This window comes from Micromonospora sp. CA-246542, assembly GCF_050942905.1.
Lineage (GTDB): Bacteria > Actinomycetota > Actinomycetes > Mycobacteriales > Micromonosporaceae > Micromonospora.
The window spans coordinates 1,605,760-1,626,021 of record NZ_CP192040.1; the positions used below are offsets into that span (position 1 = coordinate 1,605,760).

The window sequence follows — 20,262 nt, forward strand, 5'->3', positions numbered from 1 at the left end:
CAGTGCAGGGTCGGTTGCAGGACCGGGTGGCCGTGGTCACCGGAGCGGGCAGCGGGATCGGGTTGGCCACCGTCCGGCGGTTCGCCGCCGAGGGGGCGCGGGTGGTCTGTGTCGACATCGACACGGAGGCCGGCGAGAAGGCCGCCCAGGAGTGCGGCGGCGAGTTCGTCCGCACCGACGTCGCCGACGAGGCGGCGGTACGTGACCTGTTCGACGGGGTGGCCGAGCGGCACGGCCGGGTCGACATCGCGTTCAACAACGCCGGCATCTCCCCGCCGGACGACGACTCCATCCTGGACACCGGCCTGGACGCCTGGGAGCGGGTGCTGCGGGTCAACACCACGAGCGTCTACCTGTGCTGCAAGTACGCGATCCCGCACATGCGGCGGCAGGGCAAGGGGTCGATCATCAACACGGCCTCCTTCGTGGCCTTGATGGGGGCGGCGACGTCGCAGATCGCGTACACCGCGAGCAAGGGCGGGGTGTTGGCGATGACCCGCGAGCTGGGTGTGCAGTTCGCCCGCGAGGGCATCCGGGTCAACGCGCTCTGCCCCGGACCGGTGGCCACCCCGCTGCTGCTGGAGCTGTTCGCCGCCGATCCGGAGCGGGCCGCCCGCCGGCTGGTGCACGTGCCGATGGGTCGCTTCGGGCAGCCGGAGGAGATCGCCGCCGCGGTGGCCTTCCTGGCCAGCGACGACGCCTCGTTCATGACCGCCGCGCAGTTCGTCGTCGACGGCGGGATCACCGGCGCGTACGTCACCCCCCTATGAAGAGGCCCCTGATCGGGATCAGCGCGTACGCCGAGCCCGTCGACTGGGCCGTCTGGCGTGGTGTGCGGGCGGTCCTGGTGCCCGAGGCGTACGTGCGGGCGGTGACCGCCGCCGGTGGCCGGGCGGTGGTGCTGCCCCCGGACGACGCCGACGCCGACGTGCTGGCGGTCCTCGACGGGTTGCTGCTGGCCGGGGGCGCCGACGTGGGCCCGGGGCGGTACGGCCAACAGCCGCACCCGCGGACCGAGGACCGGCCGGACCGGGACGCCGGTGAGCTGACGCTGCTGGCGGCTGCCCTCGCCGCCGACCTGCCCGTGCTCGGGGTCTGCCGGGGGATGCAGCTGCTCGCCGTCGCCTACGGCGGCACCCTGCACCAGCACCTGCCGGACGTGCTCGGCTCCGAGGCGCACCGGCCGGCGCCGGGCGTCTACGGCGCCCACCCGGTGCGCTTCGCGCCGGGCAGCCTCGCGGCGCGGACCCTGGCCGGGGTCGAGCAGGTCAACTCGTACCACCATCAGGCGGTCGCCACCCCGGGCCGGCTCACGGTGACCGGCTGGGCGGCCGACGGCGTGATCGAGGCGGTGGAGGATCCGGACCGCGCGTTCGTGCTGGGCGTGCAGTGGCATCCGGAGAACGAGCCGGACCCGCTCCCGATCACCGCGCTGGTCCGGGCCGCCCGGGGGTCCGGCCCGCCGGTGGGTGATCAGGACGAGGGGGTACGCGTGGCGGAGTCACCGGTGCTGTGACGCAGGTCGCCCCCGCCGCGCGGGCCGAGCGATGGGAGGATCAGCGCATGGGCAAGGTCTATCCGGAGATCGACGGTCGTCTGCGGGAGTTCATCGCGGCCCAGCAGGTCTTCTTCGTGGCTACCGCGCCGTCCGGTTCCGAGGGGCATGTCAATGTCTCACCGAAGGGCATGACGGGCACCTTCGTGGTCCTCGGCCCGCACCGGGTGGCCTACCTCGACTATCACGGCAGCGGGGCGGAGACCATCGCCCACCTGCGGGACAACGGCCGCATCACGCTGATGTTCTGCGCCTTCGACGGGCCGCCGAAGATCGTGCGCCTACACGGCAGGGGCCACACCGTTGCGGTGACCGAGGCGGGCTTCGCCGACCGTCTCGCCGAGTTTCCCGCTCCACCGGACGTGCACGCCGTCCGGGCCGTCATCACCGTCGACGTGCAGCGGGTCAGCGACTCCTGCGGCTATGCGGTGCCGCTGATGGACTACCGCGCGGAACGCGACCTGTTACTCACCTCACACTCCCGTCGTACGGCCGATGATCTGGTGACCTATCGCGCCACCAAGAACGCCGCGAGCATCGACGGATTGCCGGTCTTCTGAGTGCTCAGGACACGTGTGCGCCCCCGTCGGTGCGCCGCGTCCGCCCCCGTGCCGTCGGGTCGGCGACCACCGGAGTGCACGTAACCAGCGTCCACGGGTCGTCATGCGTTACGTTGCTGGTCCGCCGGGGTACAAGTCGGAGCACGGCGCGTGGAGATCAACGGCTGAGGGGTACGGCCGAAGCGGGGGAGGCTGCATGAGCTCGGCCCAGGGGGGCGCGGACGCGGGGCGTTCCTTCGCGGACGGCCACGCGATCCCCCCGCTGCTGGCCGCCGCCTTCGCGAATGGCGGTGAGCTGGGCGAGCGTCTCCGCGCCTTCGACTGGTCGGCGGCGCCACTCGGCGGGCCGTCGCACTGGCCGACCGCGTTGGCCAGCGCCGTCGGCATGATGCTCTCCTCCAGCGCCCAGATCGTCATGTTCTGGGGCGACGACCAGCTCGCCTTCTACAACGACGCGTACCGGCCGACCATCGGCAGCAAGCACCCGCACGTGCTCGGTCGACCGGCCCGACACCACTGGGCCGAGACGTGGGACGTCCTCGGTCCGTTGCTCGAAGGCGTCCGCAGCACCGGGCTCTCCTACCGGGGCGCCGACCACCCCTTCCTGCTGGACCGCTCCGGTTTCGTCGAGCAGACCTACTTCGACGTCTCGTACGACCCGATCCGCGGCGCCGACGGCTCGGTCAGCGGCGTCTACTGCATCGTCAACGAGACCACCGGCCGGGTGGTCGGTGAACGCCGACTGCGGGCGTTGTCCGAACTGGGCGCCGAGTTGGCCGACGTGAGCAGCGCCGGCGAGCTGGGCCGGACCGCCGCTGACGTGCTCGGCCGACACTCCGCCGACGTGCCCTTCGCGCTCGTCTACCTCGCCGACGACACCGGTGAGTTCCGGCTCACCGGGGTCAGCGGCGTCGATCCGGCGGCCATCGACGCCCCACCGACCATGTTCGCCGAACTGGTCGCCGAGGGCGCCTCCGCCACCGTGCGGGTGCGCGACCTGGTCGCGCAGCGACCGGCCGACGCCTCCGACGTGGCGCTCGTGCTGCCCGTGAAGGCGACCAACGAGACCGTCGGCGCGCTGGTCGTCGGCGTGGCCCGCCTGCTGCCGCTCGGCGACGAGTACCGCGACTTCCTCGACCTGGTGGCCGCGCAGATCTCCCGGGCGGTCGGCACCCAGCGGGCGTACGAGCAGGAGCGCGCGCGGGCCGCCGAGCTGGCCGCGCTGGACCGGGCGAAGACCAACTTCTTCGCCAACGTCAGCCACGAGTTCCGCACCCCGTTGACGCTGGTGCTCGGCCCGCTGGAGGACATGCTGGCCGACCCGGAACTGCCGGCCGCCTACACCGATCGGCTCGTCATGATGCACCGCAACGCGATGCGGCTGCTCAAGCTGGTCAACACCGTGCTCGACTTCTCCCGGCTGGAGTCCGGCCGGCTCGCGGCCCGCTACCAACCCACCGACCTGGCCGACTACACCGCCCGACTGGCCAGCACCTTCCGCTCGGCGACCGAACGCGCCGGCCTGCGGCTGGTCGTGGACTGCCCGCCGTTGCCCGCGCCGGTCTTCGTCGACCGGGACATGTGGGAGAAGATCGTCCTCAACCTGGTGTCGAACGCCGTGAAGTTCACCCTCGACGGCGAGATCCGCGTCCGGATCCGGGCCGACGGCGATCTCGCCCGGCTGGATGTCGTTGACACGGGCGTCGGGATCGTCCCGGACGAACTGCCGCACGTCTTCGAGCGTTTCCACCGGGTGCCCGGGGCGCGCGCCCGTACCCACGAGGGCACCGGTATCGGGCTGGCGCTGGTCCGCGAGCTGGTCGAGATGCACGGCGGTACGGCCGGCCTGACCAGCCGGGTCGGCGAGGGCAGCACCTTCACGGTGACCGTCCCGTTCGGGTCCGATCACCTGCCCGCCGACCGGGTGGTCGCGTTCGCCCCCCTGCCGACGGGCGAGCCCGAGCAGGCCCGGCTCTTCGTGGCGGAGACCGCCCTGTGGGCCGCCGAGGACGCCACCGGAGAGACCGGCCGGCAGCCGGCCGACGTCGTCCCGAGCGGCCGGATCCTGGTCGTCGACGACAACGCCGACCTGCGTGAGCACGTCACCCGGTTGCTCTCGCCGAACTGGGAGGTGGTCACCGCCAGCGACGGCCTGGCGGCGCTGACGCTGGCCCGTGAGGGCGGGTTCGACCTGGTGCTCAGCGACGTGATGATGCCCCGGTTGGACGGGTTCGGTCTGGTCGGCGCGCTGCGCGCGGACCCCCGTACCCGTGATGTGCCGATCGTGCTGCTCTCCGCCCGCGCCGGCTCCGCGGAGGCGGTCGCCGGCCTCGCCGCCGGCGCCGACGACTACCTGACCAAGCCGTTCTCCGGGCAGGAGCTGATCGCCCGGGTCCGGGCCAACGTCGAGCTGGGTCAGCTACGCCGCCAGATCATCCGTCGTCTGCGGGCGCTGGCCGACGCGGCGGTGGCGGTCAACACGGCCCGGTCCACCGGCGACGTGCTCCAGGTCGCCGCCCGACACGCGCTGAGCCTCGCCGAGGCGGCCCGGGTCGTGGTCAGCGCGGCCGGCTCCCGGTTCGAGGCCGACGCTGGCGGTGACACGGCCGCCGATCCGACCTTCGTGGCCCCGCTGACCGGCACCGGCCGCGAGCAGCTCGGCGAGCTGCGGGTCTGGCGGGCCGCCGACGACGACGCGCAGGCCGACGAGGCCGCGCTCACCCAGCTGGCTCGGCTGGTCGGCGTCCGACTGGAGAACGCCCAGCTCTACGAGGCCGAGCACCGCGTCGCCACCACGTTGCAGCACAGTCTGCTGCCGAGGACGCTGCCCCAACTGCCGGGCGCGGTCGTCGCGAGCCGCTACCTGCCGGGCAGCGCCGACGTCGAGGTCGGCGGGGACTGGTACGACGCGTTCGTGCTCGACGGCGACAACCTGGTGCTGGTCATCGGCGACGTGGTCGGCAAGGGCGTCCAGGCCGCCGCGGCCATGGGCCAGCTGCGCAACGCGCTGCGGGCGTACCTGCTGGAGGGCTTCGACCCGGGCGAGTCGCTGACCCGGCTCAACCGGCTGGTCGTGTCCACCGAGGAGTCGTCGTTCGCGACGGTGGTCTGCCTGCTGTTCAGCCCCCGTACCGGTCGCCTGCGCTACGCCAGCGCCGGCCACCCGTCCCCCCTGCTGATCCGAGGAGACGACGTGGCGTTCCTGCACGACCGTGCGCTCGGCCCGCCGGTCGGCGCCATCCCCGGCGCCGCCTACCGGACCGTCGAGGGTGAGCTGCCCGCGGGCAACCGACTGCTGCTCTACACCGACGGGCTGATCGAGGACCGTCACCTCGGCATCGACGCCGCGCTGGCACAGTTGCGGGTCGACGCCGCCGCACCGGGCCACCACGTGGCGGATCTGGTCGACACGGTCGTCGAGCGGGTGAGCGGGCGACCGCGTCGCGACGACGTGGCGGTGCTCGCCGTGGAGGCTGCGGAGCTGAACCGGTTCGCGTTACGGCTGCCGGCCGACCCGACCCGACTGAGCGTGCTCCGCAAGCGCCTGGAGGACTTCCTCGTCGCGCACAACGTCGGCGAGACTGACCTGTTCGACCTGACCGTGGCGGTCTCGGAGGCCGCCGCGAACGCCATCGAACACCCCGTCCAGCCCGCCGAGGCGGTGATCACCGTGGAGGTCGCCATCGAGGACCGGACGGTGATCGCCACCGTGCGGGACACCGGCCAGTGGCGGGAGTCCACCGACTCCGGCTTCCGGGGGCGCGGACTGTCGCTGATCAAGGCGTTGGGCGACCTGATGGTGCGGCGCACCGACGGGGGGACCGAGGTGACGCTGCGCCGGCAGTTGCAGGGCTGACGGCGCGCGGCCGGGCCTCAGACCGGGTCGAGCCAGGTCTGGTCGCCCAGGCCGGAGATCTCCAGCACGCGGCGTACCTGCCGGGACGGCAGCACGGTGAGCGTGCCCGAGAACCGCTGGGCGAGCCGGACCACCGCGTGGATGGCCGCCGAGTCGAAGAAGGTCACCGCCCGCAGGTCGAGGGTGAGCCGGCTGGCGGGCTCGCGCAGGGCAGTCTGCACCATCGTGTCGGCCGTCGCCATGTCGACCTCGCCGGCCACCACCACGTGGAGGTGCTCTCCGTCGATCTCCGCGCGGGCGGAGAAGACGGGTGATGCTCCCCCTTGATCCACGCAGACACGATGGCACAGCCGACCTGGCGGGGCAACAACCGCTCCCGACCGGCCGTGGCGCGGGTCACCGACTCCCACGGCGATAGGCTTGCGGCATGACCGTCCGTGCGCCGCTGACCCCCGGCACGCTCTCCCCGACGCGACCGGTGCCCGCCCACATTCCCCGCCCGGAGTACGTGGGTAAGAAGAGCCCGCAGCCGTGGCACGGCTCGCACGTGCAGACGCCGGAGACCATCGAGAAGATGCGGATCGCCAGCCGCCTCGCCGCCCAGGCGACGCAGCTCGCCGGCGAGCACTGCAAGCCCGGCGTCACCACCGACGAGATCGACCGCGTGGTGCACGAGTTCCTCTGCGACCACGACGCGTACCCGTCGACGCTCGGCTACCGGGGCTACCCCAAGTCCTGCTGCACCAGCCTCAACGAGGTCATCTGCCACGGCATCCCGGACTCCACGGTCCTGACCGACGGCGACATCATCAACGTCGACGTGACCGCGTACATCGGCGGTGTGCACGGCGACACGGATGCCACCTTCTGCGTCGGCGAGGTCGACGAGGAGGCGCGGCTCCTCGTCGAGCGCACCCACGAGGCGATGATGCGCGGTATCCGCGCGGTCGCGCCGGGTCGCCAGATCAACGTGATCGGTCGCGTCATCGAGTCGTACGCCAAGCGGTTCGGCTACGGCGTCGTCCGCGACTTCACCGGGCACGGGATCGGCGAGACCTTCCACAGCGGCCTCTACGTGCCGCACTACGACAGCCCCCGGCCGACGGACGTCATGGAGCCGGGGATGACCTTCACCATCGAGCCGATGATCACCCTCGGCACCTACCAGTACGACATGTGGGACGACGGGTGGACCGTGGTCACCAAGGACCGCAGGTGGACCGCGCAGTTCGAGCACACCATCGTCGTCACCGACGACGGCCACGAGATCCTGACGCTCCCATGACCGACACTCCCGCCGCCCTGCGCGAGGCACACCACGCGGACGTCTCCGGTGGCTGGCTGCGCCCGGCGGTCTTCGGCGCGATGGACGGCCTGGTGACCAACATCGCCCTCATCGCCGGCGTCGGCGGCGGTGGCGTCTCGCCGCACAGCATCGTGCTGACCGGCACCGCCGGCCTGGTGGCGGGCGCGATCTCGATGGGGCTCGGCGAGTACACCAGCGTGCGCTCGGCCAACGAGCAGGTCGCCGCCGAGGTCGCCAAGGAACGGCGCGAACTGGAACGGCACCCCGAGGCGGAGGCGCGCGAGCTGGCCGACGCCTGGGTGGCCCGGGGCCTGCCCCGCGACCTCGCCATGCAGGTCGCCGAGGCGGTACGGCGCGACCCGGAGGAGGCGCTGCGGGTGCACGTCCGAGAGGAGTTGGGCGTCGACCCCGACGACCAGCCGAGCCCGTGGGCGGCGGCGATCTCCTCGTTCGTCTTCTTCTCGCTGGGGGCGCTGATCCCCCTGCTGCCGTACCTGCTGGGCGCCACCGAGCTCTGGCTGGCGCTCGCCGTCGGCGGGCTCGGGCTGTTCGCCGCCGGCGCGGTGGTGGCCCGGTTCACCAACCGGCCCTGGTGGACCAGCGGCCTGCGTCAACTCGTCCTGGGCGCCGCGGCGGCCGGGGCCACCTACCTCGTCGGTTCGCTGATCGGGGTGCAGGGCGGCCTGTGACGCCCGGTCAACCGCCGAGCAGATCGTCGATCGTGCCGTCGACCGGGCGGCCGCGCGCCGCCAGCTCCTCGGCCTGCCGGGTCAGTACCGCACCGACCTCGGTCATGTCCGCGCCGGCCAGACCCGTACGCCGCACGGCGTCACCCGGATCGCGGTAGTAGGTGCGGCCCAGCAGGCCGGTCACGGTCGCCGCGGCCAACCGCGCCTCACCGAGCATCAGCAGCGCCTGGTCGGTCTCGTACCACTCGGCCAGTCGGGCCGCCCGCGCGTGCGCGGCGCTGCCCCGGTACCAGGCCTGCCGCGCCGCCGTGCTGAACTCCGCCGGCCGGGCCCGGGCGAGCCGGCCGAGGTGTTCGTCGCGCAACGTCCGCAGCCAGCTCGTCGGGTCGAACAGCGACCGGGTGGTGACGTACCGGTCGGCCGTCAGTGGCCACAACGGAGAGAGCATCCGCGCCTGCCCGAGGTAGTCGTCGGCGGCGGCCACGGTCAGGTCGACCAGCACGCCGTCCACCCGCCGGGTCGCCGGCGGCGGCCCGCCCCCCGGCCGGTAGGTGACCACCAGCATCCCCACCTCGCCGTTCCCGCCACCGTCGTCGTCGCCGTGCGCCAGGGGCCCGTGGACCGCGATCGCCAGCACATCGGCCGGGAAACGTCGCTGGATCGCCTCGGCCACCCGCTCCGCCACCGACCACCGCCGGTCGTCACCTGGCGCGCTCACGGTTCAAGCACTCTTCGCGACTGCGGGGCTCGCAGGACCGGCTCACTCCTCGCGCTCACGGGTCGTACCTCCCCCTGGGGCGACTGGCGTCAGCCTAGCCAGCCGACGGCGGGCTGGCCGGCCCGCCGCGCCCGGTCGGCACCAGCCGGAAGATGCGGATCTCACGGCCCCCGGCCCGCTCGACGTACGTGCGGTACGCCGGCCACTGGGCGACGAGCAGGTCCCACAGACGGTCCCGCTCGGCCCCGGATGCCGGCTCGGCCCGCACCGGGAGCCGGCGGCCCTTCACGTCCACCTCGGCGGCGGGGTCGGCGAGCAGGTTCATCGCCCAACCGGGCTGGTGGGTCTGCCCCCAGTTGGAACCGATCACCACGTACGCGTCGCCGTCCGGCACGTAGAGCAGGGGGTTGCTGCGCGGTTTGCCGGACCGGCGGCCGGTCGTGGTGATCACCAGGGACGGCAGCAGGCCGAGCGCGACCACCCGTCCGCGGGTGAGCCGGCCGACGATCCGGTCGGCGGGTACGAGCAAGCGGGCGGCGGTCCCGAACCAGCGGTGGTGGCCGAGTCGGCGGGTGAGGGTGGTGAGCGCTGACACGCGGATCAGTCTGCCGGTTGCCCCGCACCGGCGGCACCCCCGGACGGTCCGCTTCCGATCGTGCGGTCGAGGACTCAGTCCAGGCGACGTTCGATCGGCAGCCGGGCCCGGGTGAACAGGCCCGCGCCGAACATCGCCACCACCGGCACCAGCACCAGGACGCCCAGCGCCGGCCACGGCACCAGGTACGGGTACGGCTCCAGCGCCGGCCAGGCCGTCGCGTACTCCCGGTTGGCCGAGAACAGCACGATCGCCGCCGTGCCGAGACCGGCCACGATGCCGAGTACCGAACCGAGAATCGCGATCACCCCGGCCTGACAGATCGCCAGCAGTCGGCGTACGGCGGGGGCCGCGCCGACCGCCGCGAGCGTGGACAGCTCGGCGCGGCCCTCGGCGGCGGCGAGCGCCGTGGCGATCCCGGCCGCGCCCATCGTGATCACTCCGGCCGCGGCGGCGAGCAGCAGCAGCAGCGGCGAGTCGTCACGGGGGGCGGCGCCCTCCTCCACCTGGAGGTAGAACGTTCCGAAGGCCCGCAGGTCGGCGGTGAAACGGTCCTGGCGACGTTGGCTGGGCGGCGTCGACGTGTCGATCACCCAACCGTTCGACACCGGCTTCAGGGCGAGCTGCCGGGCTGCCGTCGCGGACAGCAGGAGGCGGGGCTGGCCGCTCGTCGGCGTCAGGGCGTACCCGGGCAGGTCCCATCGCGTGGTGGTCACCTCGTCCCGGCCGGCCCGCACCTCGTTCACCTGCACGGTCACCAGGCCGTCGTGCAGGTAGCGCGGATCGGTCACCACCACGCCCCCGGCATGAAGCACGGCGGTCGCGGCGGCGGTCGCCGCCGGGTCGGCGCCGGTGAGGAGCGGCAGCGCGCTGCCGTCGTCCACGAGCGTCTGCACGTAGCTCCCGAAGTAGTCCGCCGCGCGGTCCCGGCAGCGCGGGTCGGCCAGCGCCTGCCGACGTTGGGTCGCGGACAGGTTGTCCCCGGGCTGGAAGGGGCAGGCGTGATCCGCCGGGAGTTCCGGTACGACGGAGCAGTAGCTGGCCGGGCCGCCCACCGACGGGCAGGCCGTGCCCTGCACCAGGGCGACGGCGCTGGCGCCGAGGTGTTCCCGCGCGGCGGTGCTGACCTGCTCCAACGTCGGTTCCGGCCGCAGCGCCCGGTCATCGCGGTTGACCAGGACGTGACCGGTGGGCAGCAGTGGCTGATAGGTACGGGCGTCGCGGACCGCGTCGCTGGCCAGGTAGCCGCCGAGCGCGACGCTGCCGGCCACCGCCGCCATCACGGCGCAGATGGCCGGCGCCGCGGCGGCCCGGTTACGGCTCGCGTCGCGCAGCGCGATCCGGGGCGCCGGTGGCAGCACCCGACCGAGCCGGGCGAGCCCGCCGATCAGGGTGGGTGTGCAACAGACCAGGCCCAGCTCCCCGAGGATCAGACCGGCCAGGATGACCGCGGGGGACGTCCGACTGGCCCCGAACGCCGCGAGCGACGCCCCGCCGACGACCAGCGCCAGTCCGCTGACGAGCGCGCGGGCCCGGGGCGGGGAGGGGTCCGCCGACCGGCGAGCCCGGCCATGACGTCCTGCCGGGCCGCCGTCCAGGCCGGCGCCAACGCCGCCAGCACTCCGGCCAGCACCGCGACCCCGCCGAGCACGACCAGGGCCAGCGGCCAGCAGCGGTACGCGCCGAAGCGGGCGCCGAACACGTACTGCTCCATGAGCGGACGTCCGGCGAACGCCGCGCCGACACCGAGCAGCAGCCCGGCGGCGGCGCCCAGCACCCCCAGCACCACCCCGTCGGCGAGCACGACCCGGCGGAGGTGGGCCGCGTCACCGCCGGCCACCGCGACCAGCGCCAGGTCCCGGCGTCGACGCCGAACCCCGACCGCGAACGCCGGCCCGACCAGCAGCACCACCTCCAGCAACCCCAGCCCGACGATCAGCACCATCGTGCTCAGGTCGCTGGCGTCGGCGGGCCCGACGTACCCGATCAAGCTCCGGGTAGACGTCGTCGAAGCCGGCACGTGGCGACGCGCCACCACCACTCCGCGTTCGTTGAGCCGGGCGACCATCGCCGCGTCGACGGTGCCGGGCACGTCGATCAGCCACCGACTGTCCGGCTGCGCATCGGCCCGGCCGACGGCCGCCGGGTGCAGCGCGATGACCGGGCCGAGGTCGTCGGGGAACTCGACCACACCGACCACCGTGTACGTCCGGGTCCGGTCGGCGGTGGGCACCGCCTCGCCGAGGCGCCCGTCCAGCCGGCGCAGCGCCGTGGGACTCAGCGCGACCTCTCCGGGTTGCTGCGGCGCCCGTCCCGAGCGGAACCGCACCAGACCGCGGGCCAGCGGGTCGGTGAGGTCGAGGATCCAGGCCTGGAGGGTCTCGTCGCCGCGCGGGCCCCGCACCGTCACCGGGCTGCCGGCACGTATCTCGGTGACCCGGCTGCCGGGGCCGAGCAGCGCGGTCACCTCGTCGGCGGTGGTCGGACGGCTCATCGCCGACTGGCCGTCGTCACGGGGGTACCAGGTGTCGCCCCACTCGTCCTGGACGACCGGGGCGTCGGCGAACCACCGCAGCTCCGCGTCGGCGACGCCGAGCCGGCGGTCGAGCTGTTCCCGCGGTGTCAGCTCGGCCATGTCGTAGCTCGCCGCCAGGAAGGCCAGCACCAGCACCGGAAGCGCGATCATCGCCAGCACCAGGGCGGTACGCCGTCGCGCCCGTCGTGACTCCCGGCGGGCGATCCGCAGCGCCGCCCGCCACGAGCCGGTCAGTTCGGCGAACCGTCGCCGCCGCCCGGGTTCGAGCGGCGTCGGCGGCCCGACCGGAGCGTCGACGCTGCCGCGGGTCACCGGCGTCCGGCGCAGGGTCAACGGTCGCTACCGGAGAGGAGCTGCTCGACGCTGCCCAGGGGCGCGGTCGTGTCGACCAGCACACCGTCGCGCAGGAACACCACCCGGTCGGCCCAGCCGGCGTGCCGCGCCTCGTGGGTGACCAGGATGCCGGCGGCGCCCGCGTCGACCCGGCGGCGCAGCAGGTGCAGCACCGCCTCACCGGTCTGCGAGTCGAGCGCCCCGGTGGGTTCGTCGGCGAGCACCAGCCGTCGCTCGCCGACCAGCGCCCGGGCGATGGCCACCCGCTGCTGCTGGCCACCGGAGAGTTGATCGGGAAGCGGTCCCCCAGCGCCGGCAGGCCCACCTCGGTCAGAGCGGCCAGGGCGGCCGCCCGGGCCCGCCGGCCGCCGACGCCGTCGAGTTCCAGCGGGAGCGCGACGTTCTCCAGCGCGCTCAGGCTGCCCAGCAGGTTGAGGTGCTGGAAGATGTAGCCGATGCGGCGTCGGCGTAGCTGCGCCAGCCCGCGGCGGTCCAGCGCGCCGAGCGGCTGCCCCTCCACCCGGACGTCGCCCCGGGTCGGGCGGTCGAGGCCGCCGGCGAGGGCCAGCAGCGTCGACTTCCCGGAACCGGACGGCCCCATCACGGCGACCAGCTCGCCCGGCCGGACGACGAGGCTGACACCGCGCAGCGCGTGCACCGCCGCCGGGCCGACCCCGTGGGTGCGGTGGACGGCGCGCAGGTCGAGCACCGCGTCGTCCGATCCGCTCACCGTCGCGCCTCCTCGTCGGCCCACCGTGCGGCGTCGGACGCGTCGCCAGCGCCCGGGCGGGGAGGGCTGCCCGGTGAATGCCGCACCAGACTGCTCTCGCAGTGGTCCAGCCAGCGCACCTCGGCCTCGGCCTGGAACACCATCGAGTCCAGTACCAGCCGCCACGGCAGGTCCTCCGGCCGGTCGCTGCCGTACTTCAACCGGGTCAACTCCTGCAACGCCCGCATCGTCGCGCTGCGCTGGGCCTGCACCACCGAGCAGACGTCCACGCCGGGCGTGGTGAGCGCCAGGGCCAGTTTGATCGCCAGCTCGTCGCGCGGCCGGTCGGTACGGCTGATCGGCGTGGCGAACCACAGGGTGAGGTCCGCCCGGCCGGCGTCGGTGATCTCGTACGGGCGCTGCCCGGCCTCGCTCTCCGGCAGCGGGCGCACCAGGCCGTCCCGTTCCAGCCGGGCCAGCGTGGTGTAGACCTGCCCGATGTTCAGCGGCCAGGTCGAGCCGGTCGACTCCTCGAAAGCGGCGCGCAGCTGGTAGCCGTACATCTGGCCGCGTTCGAGGAGGGCGAGCAGCCCGTGACGGATGGACATGGCAACGGAGTATGCATACCTGGTATGGGCTCCGCAACCGGGGCGGATCGGTTCAGCTCGGACGGCCGGGAAATGCGACAGTCGGCGGGGCCACCCCGGCGGCCTTTCGCCACTTGGTGGCCCGTACGGCGTACTCGACGAGGGCGGCCAGCGCCTGGTCCCGGTCGGCGCCGGTGGTGGACGCCAACGCGGCACGCCAGTGCGCGGCGGTGCGCTCCTCCACCTCGATGGCCAGCCGGAGGGCGCTCGCCCGGTTGGTGACCGGGAATGGCAGCGCGTAGCCGGCCAGGCCCGGTGGGACGGTGCCCCCGCGGCGCTCAACTGCACCACCACCGCGTCGCGTCGGCGTCGGTGCGCGGCCTCCGCCTGGTGCGCGGCGTCGCGAACCGCGCCGGTGAGTCGGACCCCGATCCGCCCGTACGCGTAGATGGCCGCGTACTCGGCGGTGAGCGCGGCGGCGAGGGCCTCCTCGGCGGTGGGCTGCTTCACTTCAGTGCCTCCTGGTGGGTGGCCCGCGCCGCGGCGATCGATCCGAGCAGCGCGGCCCGTGGGGCGGGCGCGGCGGCGCAGGCGGCGGTGGCGGACTGCTGGGCGGCCTTCTCCCGCGCGCGAAGGTCGGCGAGCGCGCCCGCCGGCTCGGTGGCCGCGGTGGCGCTCGGGTCGACGGCGGGTGCGGACGGCAGGGTGATGCCGACGACCCGGGCGAGTTCGGTGGCGTGCGCGGTGTGCGTCTCGGCGATGGGATTGAGGCGGTCGGCCAGGTCCGGGTGGGCGGCGGCGCTCGCCCGGTACGCCGTGGCGAGGCTCAGTGACTCGTCCACCATCGACCGCAGTGGGTCCGGCGGTGGCGTCGGTTCGTCGTCACGGTCGAAAAGATCACAGCCTGTCAGCGGCGCCACCGCGCCGCCGAGCGCCAGGAGAGCGCCGGCTCGTAGGAGCTTTCGCCGAGATTGTCCGAATACTTGGTCGCGCTGAGTCGTTCTGCCGATCCCCACCGGGCAAGTCAACACCATCAGGTCGGGTCCGGGCGTCACCGGCGTCGGTGCGCCGCCCGGCCCGCCGCCCGGCAGGCGCGTTACGCTCTGCGCAGCCACCGGCGCGTCCGCTCCGGTGGCGTGCCGGCATGGCGGGACGACGTCCCGATCGACCAGGGAAAGGGTGCGTACATGACGCAGCGTGGCCGTGCCACCAGGTCGACGGGTCGACCCCGGGACGGCGCGGAACCCCGCGCTCCACGCGGCGGCGGTGATCTCGCGGCCCGACGCACCCGGTTGCGGACCGTGATCGAGCCGGTGGTCAACGGCGTGGGCTACGACCTGGAGGACCTGTCGGTCTCCCGAGCCGGACGCCGGCACGTGGTGCGGGTGATCGTGGACGCGGACGGCGGGATCGACCTGGACGCCGTCGCGGACGTCTCCCGCGCGGTCTCGAAGGCGCTGGACGCGGCCGAGGAGGCCGACGGCGACATCGTCGCCGGGGAGTACCAGCTCGAGGTCAGCTCGCCCGGCGTGGACCGGCCGCTCACCCTGCCCCGGCACTGGCGACGCAACGTGGGCCGACTGGTCAAGGTCACCGTCCGGGGCGCCGCGGCGCTGCCCGGCCAACGCGGCGAGCAGCCCTCGGGGGACCGCCAGGTGACCGGCCGGGTGCTCGGGGCCGACGACGAGGGCGTACGGCTGGAGACCGACGGCGGCGAGGCCCGGTGGGCGTACGCCCAGCTGGGCCCGGGCCGGGTTCAGGTCGAGTTCACCCGTCTCGCCGAGCTGGGTGAGCCGGACGAGTTCGACGACGCGGACGAGACCGACGAGTACGACGATGCAGACGACATCGACGACGATGATGATGTGGAGGACGAGGAGAGGTGAACATCGACCTCGCGGCGCTACGCGCACTCGAGCGCGAGCGGGAGATCCCGTTCGACACGATCCTCGCGGCGATCGAGACCGCGTTGCTGACCGCCTACCGGCACACCGACGGCGCCGAGCCGCACGCCCGGGTGGAGATCGACCGTAAGTCCGGCGCGGCCCTGGTGTACGCGCAGGAGATGGACGAGGACGGCTCGCTGGTGCGGGAGTGGGACGACACCCCGCACGACTTCGGCCGGATCGCCGCCATGACCGCCAAGCAGGTGATCCTTCAGCGCCTGCGGGAGGCCACCGACGAGGTGCACTTCGGCGAGTACGTGGGCCGCGAGGGTGACCTGGTCACCGGCGTGGTGCAGGCGCACGAGACGCGTACCGAGAAGGGCATCGTCAGCGTCGACCTGGGCAAGCTGGAGGGCGTCCTGCCGCAGTCCGAGCAGGTGCCCGGCGAGCGGTACGCGCACGGCGAGCGCGTCCGGTGCGTGGTGGTGCACGTGGCCAAGGGCATGCGCGGGCCGCAGATCACCCTGTCCCGCTCCCACCCGGCGCTGGTCAAGAAGCTGTTCGCGCTGGAGGTGCCGGAGATCGCCGACGGCACCGTCGAGATCGGTGCGATCGCGCGTGAGGCAGGTCACCGTACGAAGATCGCGGTCCGCTCCACCACCCCCGGCGTGAACGCCAAGGGCGCCTGCATCGGTCCGATGGGTCAGCGGGTGCGTGCCGTGATGAGCGAGCTGCACGGCGAAAAGATCGACATCATCGACTGGTCGGATGACCCGGCCACCTTCGTCGGAAACGCGTTGTCGCCGGCCAAGGCGCTGCGGGTCGAGGTCGTGGACCTGGCTGGCCGGGCCGCCCGGGTGACCGTCCCCGACTTCCAGCTTTCGCTCGCCATCGGCCGCGAGGGGCAGAATGCCCGCCTTGCTGCCCGGTTGACCGGTTGGCGGATCGACATTCGGTCCGACGCCGAGCAGATCGCTCCGGCGGCGCGAGGGGCAGCGGATCAGGTGCCGGAGCCGGGCGGCGCGATCTCGGGCAGCTAGGGGTAGACTTCTTCCAGTGGTACGACGCGCGCAGCCGGAGCGCACCTGTGTGGGCTGCCGGAAACGTGCGCCGGCCAGCGAATTGCTGCGGGTCGTCGCGATCAGGGACGAGGCTGGTCACAGCCTCCGGCCTGATCCGCGCCGCAGGCTGCCGGGTCGGGGAGCGAACATGCACCCGGATCCGGCCTGCTTCGCGCTGGCGGTGCGGCGCCGCGCCTTCGGGCGAGCGCTGCGGATCACCGAGGTCCTCGACCACGGTGTGCTGGCAGAGCACGTCGATGCGCCAACCACTACGTCCGGTCAGCCCGACCGGGCGAGGGTCGCTAGCAGGGTAGGACGACCGACATGAGCACACGATGAAGTCCCTGAAATGACCAGGCTTCAAGTGCACGAGTGAGGTCGCTGCGGGTGCTGCCCGCACGACCTCGGAGTGAGGAGTGCAGTGGCAGGCAAGGCCCGCGTACACGAGCTTGCAAAAGAGCTCGGGGTCGAGAGTAAGACCGTTCTCGCCAAGCTCAAGGAGATGGGCGAGTTCGTCAAGTCCGCGTCCAGCACGGTCGAGGCGCCCGTCGCCCGACGGCTGAGGAACGCATTCGTCGCGTCCGCCGGTGCTTCGGCGCCGGCCGCCCCGTCGGCGCCCGCGCCGACGCCGGCTTCGACGCCGACCCCGACGCCGTCCCCGACCCCGGGCGCGCCCCGGGTCTCGGCCAAGCCGATGCCGCCCCGGCGGCCGGCCGCGCCGGTACCCGGTCCGAAGCCCAAGGGTCCGGTGCCCGGTGCGCCGCAGTCGGCGGCCCCGGTCGCCAAGCCGGCGAGTGCCCACGACATCGAGGTGGCGGCCGCGGAGGCGCGCGCCGCCGCGCTGAAGGCTGAGCAGGAGGCCGCGGTCAAGGCCGCGCAGGCAGCCCGCCAGCAGCAGCGTGACAACCCCGTCCGCCGGGAGCCCCGGCCGACGGCAACCGGCCCGGTCCTCGGCCGGGTCCCGCGGCGATGCCGCCCCGTCCCGGTTCACCGGCCGCTCGTCCGAGCACGCCGGCTCCGGGTCCGGGTGCCCGCCCCGGCGGTCGTCCGCCGGCGCGTGGCGCCGGTAACAACCCGTTCGGCATCCAGGGCGGCCAGCAGCAGCGGCCCCCGGCCGCCGGCGCGGGTGGCCCCCGGCCGAACAGCCCGGCGGGTATGCCGCCGCGGCCGAGCCCGAACTCCATGCCGCCGCGGCCCAGCCCGGCGTCCATGCCGAGTCAGCGTCCGGCCGCCGGTCGTCCCGGCCCCGGTGGCGCGGGTCGCCCCGGTGGCGGCGCGGGCCGTCCCGGTGGCGGTGGCGGCGGGTTCCGTGGCGGTCCCGGCGGTGGCGGTGGCGGCGGTGGTTACCGCGGCGGCCCCGGTGGCGGCGCGGGTGCCGGCGGTGGCGGTGGCTACCGTGGCGGTCCCGGCGGCGGTGGCGGTGCTCCCGGTGGCGGTTTCCGTCCGGGTGGTCCGGCCGGTGGCGGCGGTCGTCCGGGTGCGGGCGGTCGTGGCCGTGGCGGCGGCGCCGCGGGTGCCTTCGGGCGTCCGGGTGGTCGGCCGACGCGCGGTCGCAAGTCCAAGAAGCAGCGCAGACAGGAGTTCGACAACCTGTCGGCTCCGACCATGAGCTCGGGTGCTCCCCGGGGTCAGGGTCAGGTCGTCCGGCTCTCCCGTGGCGCCTCGCTGTCGGACTTCGCCGACAAGATCAACGCCAACCCGGGTTCGCTGGTCCAGGAGATGTTCAACCTGGGCGAGATGGTCACCGCGACCCAGTCCTGTTCTGACGACACCCTGCACCTGCTGGGTGAGCACCTGGGCTTCGACATCCAGATCGTCAGCCCGGAGGACGAGGACCGCGAGCTGCTCGCGCAGTTCAACATCGACCTCGACGCGGAGGTGGCCGAGGAGCGTCTGGTCAGCCGTGCGCCGGTGGTGACCGTCATGGGTCACGTCGACCACGGTAAGACCAAGCTGCTCGACGCCATCCGTAAGGCGAACGTGGTGGCCGGTGAGGCGGGTGGCATCACCCAGCACATCGGTGCGTACCAGGTCCACGTCCCGCACGAGGGCGAAGACCGGGCGGTCACCTTCATCGACACCCCGGGTCACGAGGCGTTCACCGCCATGCGTGCCCGTGGCGCCCAGGTCACGGACATCGTGATCCTGGTCGTCGCGGCCGACGACGGCGTGATGCCGCAGACCATCGAGGCGTTGAACCACGCCAAGGCGGCCGACGTGCCGATCGTGGTCGCGGTCAACAAGGTCGACAAGCCGGACGCCAACCCGGACAAGGTCCGCCAGCAGCTGACCGAGTACGGCCTGGTCGCCGAGGAGTACGGCGGCGACACCATGTTCGTCAACGTGGCCGCCAAGCCGGGCATCGGCATCGAGGAACTGCTCGAGGCCGTCCTGCTCACCGCCGACGCGTCGCTGGAGCTGACCGCTCCGATCGACGGGCCGGCGCAGGGTGTGGCCATCGAGGCGCACCTGGACAAGGGTCGCGGTGCGGTGGCGACGGTGCTGGTGCAGAAGGGCACCCTGCGGGCGGGCGACTCGATCGTCGCCGGTGGGGCGCACGGCCGGGTCCGGGCCATGCTCGACGAGAACGGCAACCAGCTCTCCGAGGCTGGTCCGGCGCGTCCGGTCATGGTTCTGGGTCTGACCGCGCCGCCCGGTGCGGGTGACACGTTCCTCGCCGCGGCGGACGACCGTACGGTGCGGCAGATCGCCGAGCAGCGTCAGGCACGGCGGCGGGCGGCGTCCTTCGCCAACTCCCGTGGCCGGGCCACCCTTGAGACGCTCATGGAGCAGCTCAAGGAGGGCGAGAAGACCTCGCTCAACCTCATCCTCAAGGGCGATGTCTCCGGTTCGGTGGAGGCTCTCGAGGACGCGCTGTTCAACCTCGACATCCCCGAGGAGGTCCAGCTCAAGGTCCTCGACCGGGGCGTCGGCGCGATCACGGAGAGCAACGTCATGCTCGCCAGCGCGTCGTCCGAGCCGGTCACGATCATCGGCTTCAACGTGCGGGCCTCGAACAAGGTCCGCGAGATGGCCGACCGCGAGGGCGTGGAGATCCGGTACTACACGGTCATCTACCAGGCCATCGAGGAGATCGAGGCAGCGCTCAAGGGCCTGCTCAAGCCGGAGTACGAGGAGGCCGAGCTGGGCACCGCGGAGATCCGCGACGTGTTCCGCTCGTCCAAGATCGGCAACATCTCCGGTTGCATCGTCCGGTCGGGCATCATCCGGCGCAACGCGAAGGCTCGGCTGCTTCGGGACGGGACGGTCGTGGCGGACAACCTCACGATCACCTCGCTCAAGCGGTTCAAGGACGACGCGACCGAGGTCCGCGAGGGCTTCGAGTGCGGTCTGACCCTGGGTGGTTACAACAACGTCCAGGTCGGCGACGTCATCGAGACCTTCGAGATGCGGGAGAAGGTTCGCGCCTGATCCGGCAGTGACACGCTGATCAAGGGGTTTACGCCGACCGGCGTAAACCCCTTGATCATGCGGGGTGGGGTGGCGGTATCGTCCGGGGCGATGTTCACCGGAACCGCGGTCTTCGACCTGCTGCTGCCGGGCGACTCCCGGTCGCTCAAAGCCAAGAGATCATATGTACGGCCGATCGTGGCGGCCCTGCGCCGTTTCGAGGTGTCGGCCGCCGAGGTGGGTGCGCTCGACCTGCACGGTCGGGCGGAGATAGCGGTGGCCGTGGTCGCCGCCGAGGCGGCGCACGTCCGCGAGGTGCTCGACTCCTGCGAGCGCCTGGTGGTCGCCCGTCCCGAGGTCGAACTGCTGTCGGTTCGACGCCGGTTGTACGGCGTGGACGACGACTGACCCACGGGGCCGGCGGTGCCCGGCGACCGGCGCCGCCGCGAAGGTAGTGTTC

Annotated in this window: 18 protein-coding genes and 3 pseudogenes; 11 read left to right on the plus strand and 10 right to left on the minus strand. The window is 73.2% G+C overall.

The genetic code is table 11. The features are described from left to right. Nucleotides 1-2: 2 nt before the first annotated feature. From ACQP0N_RS07555 to ACQP0N_RS07570, 4 genes are all read left to right on the plus strand, one after another. A complete protein-coding gene (locus ACQP0N_RS07555) occupies nt 3-770 on the plus strand; it encodes a 3-oxoacyl-ACP reductase (RefSeq protein WP_433118695.1) in 768 nt (255 codons plus the stop codon). Continuing rightward, nucleotides 767-1,516: a gamma-glutamyl-gamma-aminobutyrate hydrolase family protein gene (locus tag ACQP0N_RS07560; RefSeq protein ID WP_433118697.1), complete on the plus strand. Its 750-nt coding sequence runs from the start codon at nt 767-769 to the stop codon at nt 1,514-1,516. Before ACQP0N_RS07555 ends, ACQP0N_RS07560 begins: the two co-directional genes overlap by 4 nt. A gap of 47 nt (nt 1,517-1,563) precedes the next feature. Next, a complete protein-coding gene (locus ACQP0N_RS07565) occupies nt 1,564-2,115 on the plus strand; it encodes a pyridoxamine 5'-phosphate oxidase family protein (RefSeq protein WP_355051628.1) in 552 nt (183 codons plus the stop codon). 196 nt (nt 2,116-2,311) lie between these two features. Beyond that, the gene (locus ACQP0N_RS07570) at nt 2,312-5,971 is read left to right on the plus strand and encodes a SpoIIE family protein phosphatase (protein ID WP_433118698.1); all 3,660 of its coding nucleotides are present in this window, start codon (nt 2,312-2,314) and stop codon (nt 5,969-5,971) included. 17 nt (nt 5,972-5,988) lie between these two features. Here ACQP0N_RS07570 and ACQP0N_RS07575 read toward each other — a convergent pair whose 3' ends face one another. Beyond that, on the minus strand, nt 5,989-6,303 hold the full coding sequence (locus tag ACQP0N_RS07575) for an STAS domain-containing protein (RefSeq protein WP_433118700.1): 315 nt from the start codon (nt 6,301-6,303) through the stop codon (nt 5,989-5,991). A gap of 95 nt (nt 6,304-6,398) precedes the next feature. Here ACQP0N_RS07575 and map point away from each other — a divergent pair, with 95 nt between their 5' ends. Both map and ACQP0N_RS07585 read left to right on the plus strand, forming a co-directional pair. Next, nucleotides 6,399-7,256 (plus strand): type I methionyl aminopeptidase, encoded by an 858-nt coding sequence (map, locus tag ACQP0N_RS07580; protein ID WP_433118702.1) that lies wholly within the window; start codon nt 6,399-6,401, stop codon nt 7,254-7,256. Further along, nucleotides 7,253-7,966: a VIT1/CCC1 transporter family protein gene (locus ACQP0N_RS07585; protein WP_355051632.1), complete on the plus strand. Its 714-nt coding sequence runs from the start codon at nt 7,253-7,255 to the stop codon at nt 7,964-7,966. The genes map and ACQP0N_RS07585 overlap by 4 nt, the downstream gene beginning before the upstream one ends. 7 nt (nt 7,967-7,973) lie before the next feature. Here the strand turns inward: ACQP0N_RS07585 and ACQP0N_RS07590 are convergent, their stop codons facing one another. The 9 genes and pseudogenes from ACQP0N_RS07590 to ACQP0N_RS07630 all read right to left on the minus strand — a co-directional run bounded on the left by ACQP0N_RS07590 (nt 7,974) and on the right by ACQP0N_RS07630 (nt 14,478). Beyond that, on the minus strand, nt 7,974-8,684 hold the full coding sequence (locus ACQP0N_RS07590) for a nucleotidyltransferase domain-containing protein (RefSeq protein WP_433118704.1): 711 nt from the start codon (nt 8,682-8,684) through the stop codon (nt 7,974-7,976). A 94-nt stretch (nt 8,685-8,778) separates the two neighbouring features. Further along, nucleotides 8,779-9,279 (minus strand): nitroreductase/quinone reductase family protein, encoded by a 501-nt coding sequence (locus ACQP0N_RS07595; protein WP_357122395.1) that lies wholly within the window; start codon nt 9,277-9,279, stop codon nt 8,779-8,781. 74 nt (nt 9,280-9,353) lie between these two features. Further along, nucleotides 9,354-10,640, minus strand: a complete 1,287-nt coding sequence (locus ACQP0N_RS07600) for a hypothetical protein (protein WP_433118707.1) — start codon at nt 10,638-10,640, stop codon at nt 9,354-9,356. A gap of 68 nt (nt 10,641-10,708) precedes the next feature. Next, nucleotides 10,709-12,148: an FtsX-like permease family protein gene (locus ACQP0N_RS07605; RefSeq protein WP_433118709.1), complete on the minus strand. Its 1,440-nt coding sequence runs from the start codon at nt 12,146-12,148 to the stop codon at nt 10,709-10,711. Beyond that, entirely contained in the window at nt 12,145-12,411 is a 267-nt protein-coding gene (locus ACQP0N_RS07610) for a hypothetical protein (RefSeq protein WP_433121914.1), read from the minus strand. Before ACQP0N_RS07610 ends, ACQP0N_RS07605 begins: the two co-directional genes overlap by 4 nt. Then, nucleotides 12,412-12,749 (minus strand): annotated as a pseudogene (locus ACQP0N_RS07615) (ATP-binding cassette domain-containing protein); the annotation flags it as partial. It abuts the gene before it with no gap. A 125-nt stretch (nt 12,750-12,874) separates the two neighbouring features. After that, nucleotides 12,875-13,465, minus strand: a complete 591-nt coding sequence (locus ACQP0N_RS07620) for a PadR family transcriptional regulator (protein WP_433118711.1) — start codon at nt 13,463-13,465, stop codon at nt 12,875-12,877. 52 nt (nt 13,466-13,517) lie between these two features. Continuing rightward, a pseudogene (locus ACQP0N_RS07625) lies at nt 13,518-13,954 on the minus strand (ferritin-like domain-containing protein). Continuing rightward, nucleotides 13,951-14,478 carry a hypothetical protein gene (locus tag ACQP0N_RS07630; RefSeq protein ID WP_433121495.1) on the minus strand — a complete coding sequence of 176 codons (528 nt, stop codon included), beginning with the start codon at nt 14,476-14,478 and terminating at the stop codon, nt 13,951-13,953. Before ACQP0N_RS07630 ends, ACQP0N_RS07625 begins: the two are co-directional and overlap by 4 nt. Nucleotides 14,479-14,631: 153 nt before the next feature. Here ACQP0N_RS07630 and rimP point away from each other — a divergent pair, with 153 nt between their 5' ends. The 5 genes and pseudogenes from rimP (at nt 14,632) to ACQP0N_RS07655 (ending at nt 20,210) form a co-directional block, all read left to right on the plus strand. After that, complete coding sequence (gene rimP, locus ACQP0N_RS07635; RefSeq protein ID WP_433118713.1) at nt 14,632-15,330, plus strand: ribosome maturation factor RimP; 699 nt, start codon at nt 14,632-14,634, stop codon at nt 15,328-15,330. Beyond that, nucleotides 15,327-16,370, plus strand: coding sequence for a transcription termination factor NusA (nusA, locus tag ACQP0N_RS07640; protein WP_433118715.1), 1,044 nt, complete (start codon nt 15,327-15,329; stop codon nt 16,368-16,370). The genes rimP and nusA overlap by 4 nt, the downstream gene beginning before the upstream one ends. 16 nt (nt 16,371-16,386) lie before the next feature. After that, nucleotides 16,387-16,719 (plus strand): YlxR family protein, encoded by a 333-nt coding sequence (locus ACQP0N_RS07645; protein ID WP_433118716.1) that lies wholly within the window; start codon nt 16,387-16,389, stop codon nt 16,717-16,719. A 93-nt stretch (nt 16,720-16,812) separates the two neighbouring features. Further along, a pseudogene (gene infB, locus ACQP0N_RS07650) lies at nt 16,813-19,823 on the plus strand (translation initiation factor IF-2). Nucleotides 19,824-19,913: 90 nt separating this feature from the next. Then, complete coding sequence (locus tag ACQP0N_RS07655; protein WP_433118718.1) at nt 19,914-20,210, plus strand: DUF503 domain-containing protein; 297 nt, start codon at nt 19,914-19,916, stop codon at nt 20,208-20,210. Nucleotides 20,211-20,262 lie beyond the last annotated feature (52 nt).